The sequence below is a fragment of the Chromobacterium sp. S0633 genome, assembly GCF_024158805.1.
Classification (GTDB): Bacteria; Pseudomonadota; Gammaproteobacteria; order Burkholderiales; family Chromobacteriaceae; genus Chromobacterium.
In genome coordinates this window covers 52,723-59,480 of record NZ_JAMZGH010000043.1, presented here as the reverse complement: position 1 = coordinate 59,480, position 6,758 = coordinate 52,723, and the positions used below count along the sequence as shown (strand labels likewise).

The 6,758-nt window shown below is 68.0% G+C and carries 7 protein-coding genes; 1 reads left to right on the top strand and 6 read right to left on the bottom strand.

Annotation, left to right across the window (positions count from 1 at the left end):
* The 6 genes from NK214_RS20190 to NK214_RS20165 form a co-directional block, all read right to left on the bottom strand.
* A partial coding sequence (locus tag NK214_RS20190) for a thiamine pyrophosphate-binding protein (RefSeq protein WP_253315341.1) occupies positions 1-572 on the bottom strand: 572 nt, incomplete at its 3' end.
* Entirely contained in the window at positions 569-1,771 is a 1,203-nt protein-coding gene (locus NK214_RS20185; RefSeq protein WP_253315340.1) for a pyridoxal phosphate-dependent aminotransferase, read from the bottom strand. The genes NK214_RS20185 and NK214_RS20190, both read right to left, overlap by 4 nt.
* 33 nt (positions 1,772-1,804) lie before the next feature.
* On the bottom strand, positions 1,805-2,500 hold the full coding sequence (locus tag NK214_RS20180) for an ABC transporter permease (protein WP_253315339.1): 696 nt from the start codon (positions 2,498-2,500) through the stop codon (positions 1,805-1,807).
* 13 nt (positions 2,501-2,513) lie between these two features.
* Positions 2,514-3,227, bottom strand: a complete 714-nt coding sequence (locus tag NK214_RS20175) for an ABC transporter permease (protein ID WP_205465673.1) — start codon at positions 3,225-3,227, stop codon at positions 2,514-2,516.
* Between the two features lie 40 nt (positions 3,228-3,267).
* A complete protein-coding gene (locus NK214_RS20170; RefSeq protein WP_253315338.1) occupies positions 3,268-4,038 on the bottom strand; it encodes a transporter substrate-binding domain-containing protein in 771 nt (256 codons plus the stop codon).
* A gap of 19 nt (positions 4,039-4,057) precedes the next feature.
* A complete protein-coding gene (locus tag NK214_RS20165) occupies positions 4,058-4,849 on the bottom strand; it encodes an ABC transporter ATP-binding protein (RefSeq protein WP_235089566.1) in 792 nt (263 codons plus the stop codon).
* 490 nt (positions 4,850-5,339) lie between these two features.
* Between NK214_RS20165 and NK214_RS20160 the strand changes: the two genes are divergently transcribed.
* Positions 5,340-6,758, top strand: coding sequence for a sigma-54-dependent Fis family transcriptional regulator (locus tag NK214_RS20160; protein ID WP_253315337.1), 1,419 nt, complete (start codon positions 5,340-5,342; stop codon positions 6,756-6,758).

Genomic DNA, 6,758 nt, shown 5'->3' with positions numbered 1-6,758 from the left:
GGGGCGGCCGGCCCGCGCAGCAGCCGCATCGCCGGCGCTTGCGGCGGCGGCAGGCCGTCGGCGGGCGCGGCCATCAGGTCCAGCGGGATTTCGATGTGCACCGGGCGCGGGCGGCCGCCGTCGAACACGGCGAAGGCGCGCGCCAGCACTTGCGGCAGTTCCGCCGCCGCGGTCAGGGTGTGGCTGAAGGCGGCGATCTGGCTGGCCAGCGCGTGCTGGTCCGGCAGTTCGTGCAGGTGGCCGTCGCCGGAGCCCAGCTTGCCGCGCGCGTTGACGCCGGAGATCACCAGCAGCGGGATGGAGTCGGCGTAGGCCTGGCCCATGGCGGTGGCGATATTGGTGAGGCCGGGGCCGGTGATGACGAAGCAGACGCCGGGTTTGCCGCTGACGCGGGCGTAGCCGTCGGCCATGAAGCCCAGGCTTTGTTCGTGGCGGGCGGCGATGTGGCGGATGCCGCTGCCGGCCAGGCCGCGGTAGAGCTCGATGGTGTGGACGCCGGGAATGCCGAACACGGTGTCGACGCCGTAAGCCGCCAGCCAGGCGGTGAGGTAGCTGCCCAGGGTGGCGCTCATGCGGATTCCTTTTGTCTTGGCGCGGCGGCGCGCAGTTGGCCGGCGAAGCGGGCGATGCGGCGGCAGGCTTCGGCCAGGCGTTCGTCGTCCACCACCAGGCCCAGGCGGATGAAGCCGGCGGCGGTGGGGCCGAAGGCGGCGGCGTCCAGCACGGAGACGCCGGTGGCTTCAAACAGTTTCCAGGCGAAATCCCCGGCTTCCAGGCCGCAGCCGCGCACGTCCAGCAGCAGGAACATGCCGGCTTCCGGCAGCGGGCATTGCAGGCCGTCCACGCCGCTGAGCAGGCTATGGGCCAGGTCGCGCCGCCGCTGGTACAGCGCGCGGACGGGGTCGACGAAGGCGTCGTAGTCTTGCAGGGCCAGCAGCGCGGCTTGCTGGATGAAGCCGGGGATGCCGTAGAGCATGCACAGGGCCAGCGTGCCCATGTGCTGGATCAGCGGGCGCGGGCCGGCGGCCCAGCCCAGCCGCCAGCCGGCCATGGCGTGGGATTTGGACAGGCTGCCCAGGGTCAGCGTGCGTTCGGCCATGCCGGGCAGGGCGGCGATGCTGTGGTGCGGGGCTTCGAAGCTGAGGCCGGCGTAGACTTCGTCGGCCACCACCCACAGGTCGTGGCGGCGGGCCAGCGCGGCTACCGCGGCCAGTTCGTCCGGGCGCAGCGCCGCGCCGGTGGGGTTGCAGGGGGTGGCGAGGAAGATCGCGCGGCTGCGCGGGGTGACGGCGGCTTCCAGCGCGGCCAGGTCCAGATGGAAGCCGTCCGCGGGTTTGACCGGCACCGGCACCAGCGCGGCGCCGCTGGCGCGGATGCTGGCTTCGTAGGTCAGGTACATCGGTTCCGGCACCAGCACTTCGTCGCCGGCCTGGCACAGGCAGAGCGCGGCGGAGAACAGGCCGTTTTGCGCGCCGGCCACCACGATGACGTTGTCGGCGTCCATCTCCAGGCCGGTGGCGGCGGCGTGGCGGCGGGCGATGGCGGCGCGCAGGTCGGCGCGGCCGTCCACCGGGCTGTAGTGGGTGTCGCCGTCGCGCAGCGCGGCCACGGCGCGCTCGATGATGGGGGCCGGGGTGGCGAACTCCGGATCGCCCACGCTGAGGATGATCACGTCCTCGCCGCGGGCGGCGGCTTGCTGCGCCGCCAGGTGGATGTTCCAGGCATCGACGCGTTCGCCGGCGATGCGTTCGACCAGGGGGGAAAAGCGCATGGGGGTCTCCGTAATAATGAGCTAGGGGCGGTGTCAGAAGGCGGTGCGGACCGGCAGTCTCTTTTCCAGCCGCAGGAAGACGCGTTCTATCAGCCAGGCCAGCGTGAAATAGATCAGCGCCACGGTCAGCAGCGGTTCGTAGGTGCGCAGGGTTTGCGCGCGCACCAGGTTGGCCGCGCCCAGCACGTCCATCACCGCCACGGTGGAGGCCAGCGCGGTGGATTTGAGCAGCAGCACGGTTTCGCCGGCCAAGGACGGCAGCAGGATCAGCAGCGCGCGCGGCAGCCAGATGCGCCGCGCCGTGGTCAGCCGCGACATGCCCAGCGCGCGGGCGGCCTCCAGTTCGCCCTTGGGCACGGCGGCCAGGCCGCCGCGCACCACTTCGCCCACATAGCCGGCCACGCTCAGCGCCAGCGCCAGGGCCACGTACCAGAAGCCTTCGCGCAGATAAGGCCACAGCAGGCTGTCGCGCAGCGCCGGAAAGCCGGCGAACAGGCTGCCCAGGCCGTAATAGAGCACGTAGATCTGCACCAGCAGCGGGGTGCCGCGGATCAGGTTGGTGAAGGACAGGCTGAGCCAGGCGAGGAAGGGCTGGCGGGACAGCCGGGCAAAGCCCACCGCCACCGCCAGCGCGAAGCCCAGGCCGCCGGAGAGCAGCAGTAGTTGCACGGTGACGGCGACGCCGCGCCAGAGCATGGGGCCGTAGTCTTGCAGCCATTGGAAGCTCATGCGGGTCTCCCGTTCACAGCGCCGGTTGCCAGCGGCGGAAGCGGCGTTCAATCAGGCTGAAGCCGGCGTTGGACAGCAGGGTCATCAATAGGTAGATGGCGGCCACGGTCAGATAGAACAGCAGGTACTGGCGGGTGGAGCCGGCGGCCTGCTTGGTGGTGAACAGCAGTTCGCTGTAGCCCACCACGCTGATCAGCGCGCTGTCCTTGATCAGCACCAGCCACAGATTGGCCAGGCCGGCCAGCGCGTAGGGCATCATCTCCGGCAGGATCACGCGGCGGGCGGTCAGCCAGCGGCCGCAGCCGAAGGCGCGCGCGGCCTCGATGTGGCCGTGCGGTATCGCCTGCACCGCGCCGCGCATGATTTCCGCCGCGTAAGCCCCTTGCACGATGCCCAGCACCACGATGGCGGCGGCGAAGCCGTTCACCTCCACCTGCGGCTGGCCCAGCAGCGCCGCCAGCGCGTTGATGGCGTCGCCGCCGGCATAGTAGAGCAGCAGGATCAACAGCAGCTCCGGCAGCGAGCGGCACACGCTGGTGTAGGCGTTGGCCAGCCGCTTGAGGAGCGGGTGGCCGCCCAGTTTGACCAGAGCGGTGGCCAGGCCGATGAGCAGGCCCAGCGCGAAAGCGCCCAGCGAGATTTCCAGCGTGACCACGGCGCCTTGCAGCAGGGCGGGGCCCCAGTCGCGGACTACGGCGTCGTAGGCTTGTTGCAGTGCATCCAGCATATAGGCTCTCCCTGGGGCGGCTCAGGCGGGCGGGTCGCTGTCACTTGGCGTCCGGCGAGATGTTGACCTTGAAGTATTTCTTCTGGATGGCGTCGAAGCTGCCGTCGGCGCGCAGTTGCAGGATGGCCTGGTCGAACTGCTGCTTGAGCGCGAGGTCGGCCTTGCGCAGGCCGGCGCCGATGCCGGGGCCGAACAGCGGGTCCTTGGGCGCCAGGCCCTTGGATTCCAGCCCGGAACCGTCCTTGCCGCCAAGGAAATCGCTGGCGGCCAGCGCGTCCAGCAGCATCAGGTCCACGCGGCCGGCGACGAGATCGGCGTTCAGTTCGTCCTGGGTGTTGTAGTAACGGATGACGGAGCCGGCGCCGTAGTATTTCTTCAGGAAGTTGGCGTTGGTGGTGGCGGATTGCACGCCCAGGGTCTTGCCCTTGAGGCCGGCCGGGCTGAGGACGGCTTTCTGGCCCTTGGGGCCGACGAACTCGGAGGCGGTGTAGTAATAAGGCAGGCTGAAGGCGATGACTTTTTCCCGCTCCGGGGTGATGGACATGGAGTTGAAGATCACGTCTATCTTCTTGCTGTTGAGCGCGGGGATGATGCCGTCCCAGGAGACTTCGGCGATCTGACAGCTTTGCTTGAGGCGCTGGCACAGCTTGTGCACCAGTTCCACTTCAAAGCCGCTCCATTGGCCGTTGCTCTGCTTGATGGTGAACGGCGGATAGGGTTCGGCGGCGATGCCGATGCGCAGCGGGTTGGCCGCCGCGGCGGCACAGCACAGCACGGCGAAGGCGGCGATGAGGGCGCGGAATCGGTTCATGGGGTTTCTCCCTGGGGTGTCAGGCGTTGACAAACTGGCGGCAGCGTTCGCTGCGCGGCGCGGCGAAAACCTGTTCCGGCGGGCCGGCTTCCTCGATTCGGCCTTGGTGCAGGAACAGCACTTTGCTGGACACTTCGCGGGCGAAGGCCATTTCATGGGTGACCAGCAGCATGGTGCAGCCTTCATCGGCCAGCTGGCGGATCACCCGCAGCACTTCGCCCACCCGTTCCGGGTCCAGCGCGGAGGTGGGTTCGTCGAACAGCATCACCGCCGGCCGGGTGGCCAGCGCGCGGGCAATGGCCACACGCTGTTGCTGGCCGCCGGACAAAAAGGCCGGATAGGCCTGGCGCTTGTCCGCCATGCCCACTTTTTCCAGCAGCGCCTCGGCCAGCGCCACCGCTTCGGCGCGCGGCTGGCGCAGGACGCGCACCGGCACCTCGATCAGGTTTTCCAGCACCGTCATGTGCGGCCATAGATTGAAGTTCTGGAACACCATGCCCAGCCGCGAGCGCAGCCGGTCCACCTGGCGCGGGTCGGCCGGCGCGCGCCGGCCGCGTTTGTCGGTGCGCAGGGCGATTTCCTCGCCGGCGATCAGCACTCGGCCGTCGTCCGGGACTTCCAGTAGGTTGAGACAGCGCAGCAAGGTGCTCTTGCCGGAGCCGCTGGCGCCGATCAGCGACACCACCTCGCCGGCGGAGGCGGCGAAGGAGACGCCGTCCAGCACGACTTGGCCGTCGAAGCGCTTGCGCAGGTTTTCCACCGCGACGATGGGCGCGGGGGGAGGGTGGATGGCGGGGGTGGGGTGATGCATGGGGCTCTCCTCCTTGCGGCTGTGGCAGCCTGCTGTAGTTGTGTGCCGCGCCGGAGAGTGGCTAACAAATTCCTGATGCTGCGTTGCGCCGACTTGCCGTACTCAAGTACTGCCTGCGTCGGCGCGCCTTGCCTCAGACGTGAAACTGATTTTGTTAGCCGCTCTTAGCGCGACAGTGTAGGCGTGGCAACATCCATGCCAGCGGGTCTGTTTTTTAATTGCATGAATTTAAAAGGGTTTTGCGCTTGCTCGCGGCGACAAAAACCGTCAATACTGCAACTATTCATAAAAGCGCCGAATTCTTGGCGCCCGTGCTTGAAGCAGCTAAGAACCTGTTTACGATCTCGCGAGCTAAGGGGAGACAAGGCGTTGCGGCTGAGAAAGCGGAATGTACAGGTGGTACATGAGCATTCTGAAGCCGTACTCATCGTGTAACGCGTCCACAACGCGCAGCAGATCGAAAACAGGTTCTTAAGGGGAAGGGGGAGACATGGATGCAGACCTGAACCAGGGCATTGCGCTGTTTGGCGATTTCTTCGACGCGATCGGCCTGTCGGTGGCCATCATCGACCAGGACGGGCGCTACGCCTATTACAACCAGGAGTGCTCGCAGCTGGACGAATACACCGCGGAGCAGGCGCTGGGGGCCTATCTGCTGGAGCTGTACCCGGAACTGGACGAGAACAGCAGCACGCTGTTGCAGGCGCTGCGGCAGGGCCGAAGCTACCGCAATCATTACCAGCGCTACCGCAATCCCAGGGGCAAGGCGGTGCATCAGGTGCACACCACGCTGCCGCTGAAGCGCGCTGACGGCCGCATCGTCGGCGCGGTGGAGCTGTCCCGCGATCTGACCGTGGTCAGCCCGCTGCATCAGGCGCTGGTGGATTTGCAGCAGAACGTGGAGGAGGGGGCCGACGGCGGGCTGATGGGCATCATCACCGACGACGCGGCGATGAAGCAGCTGATCCACCAGGCCCGGCGGCTGGCGCGCGCCGATGTGCAGGTGTTGATCCACGGTGAAACCGGCACCGGCAAGGAGTTGTTCGCCCGGCTGCTGCATCAGGAGGGGCCGCGCGCCGAGCGCCCCTTCGTGGTGCTCAATTGCGCGGCATTGCCGGAGCCGCTGTTTGAAAGCACCTTGTTCGGCACCGTGCGCGGCGCCTTCACCGGGGCCGAGGACCGGCGCGGGGTGCTGGAGTCCGCCCATGGCGGCACCCTGTTTCTGGACGAGATCAACTCGCTGCCGTTGTCCATCCAGGGCAAGCTGCTGCGCGCCTTGCAGGAGGGCACGTTCAGCCGGGTGGGCTCCGGCGCGGAGGTGCGCGTGGACGTGCGGGTGGTGGCGGCCAGCAACGAGTCGCCGCAGCGGATGCTGGACGAGCGCAAGATCCGGCCGGACTTGCTGTACCGGCTGAACGTGGGCTGTCTGGCGGTGCCGCCGCTGCGCGAGCGGCTGCGGGATATTCCGCTGCTGGCGCAGGCTTTCTTGCGCAAGCACGGCAAGGTCACCGGCCACCGCGTGCAGCGCATCAGCCATGCGGTGATGGAGCGCATGCTGCGCTATTACTGGCCGGGCAATGTGCGCATGCTGGAGAACGTGCTGCTGCGCAGCCTGATCCTGTGCGAGGGCGGGGACGAACTGGACTTCCTGTTGTTGGAGGAAGAGGGCGAGACGGCGCAGCGGCGCGCGGAGGAACGCCGGCCGTCGGCCCCGGCCGCGCCGCCGCCGGACGGCGAGGGCACGCTGGAGCAGCGGATGGCGCGCTATGAGCGCCGGCTATTGGTGGATTGCCTGGAGGGCTGCGCCAATCTGACCGAGGCGGCGCGCCGGCTGGGCCTGCCGCGCGCCACCTTGCAGTACAAGTTGAAGAAGCACGGGATACAGCTGGCGCGCACGGTGCTGGGGTGA

Excerpts from the sequence above, each read along its gene's own strand:
- NK214_RS20185 (WP_253315340.1), bottom strand. The coding sequence starts at position 1,771 with ATGCGCTTTTCCCCCCTGGTCGAACGCATCGCCGGCGAACGCGTCGAT.
- NK214_RS20180 (WP_253315339.1), bottom strand. The coding sequence starts at position 2,500 with ATGAGCTTCCAATGGCTGCAAGACTACGGCCCCATGCTCTGGCGCGGC.
- NK214_RS20175 (WP_205465673.1), bottom strand. The coding sequence starts at position 3,227 with ATGCTGGATGCACTGCAACAAGCCTACGACGCCGTAGTCCGCGACTGG.
- NK214_RS20170 (WP_253315338.1), bottom strand. The coding sequence starts at position 4,038 with ATGAACCGATTCCGCGCCCTCATCGCCGCCTTCGCCGTGCTGTGCTGT.
- NK214_RS20165 (WP_235089566.1), bottom strand. The coding sequence starts at position 4,849 with ATGCATCACCCCACCCCCGCCATCCACCCTCCCCCCGCGCCCATCGTC.
- NK214_RS20160 (WP_253315337.1), top strand. The coding sequence starts at position 5,340 with ATGGATGCAGACCTGAACCAGGGCATTGCGCTGTTTGGCGATTTCTTC.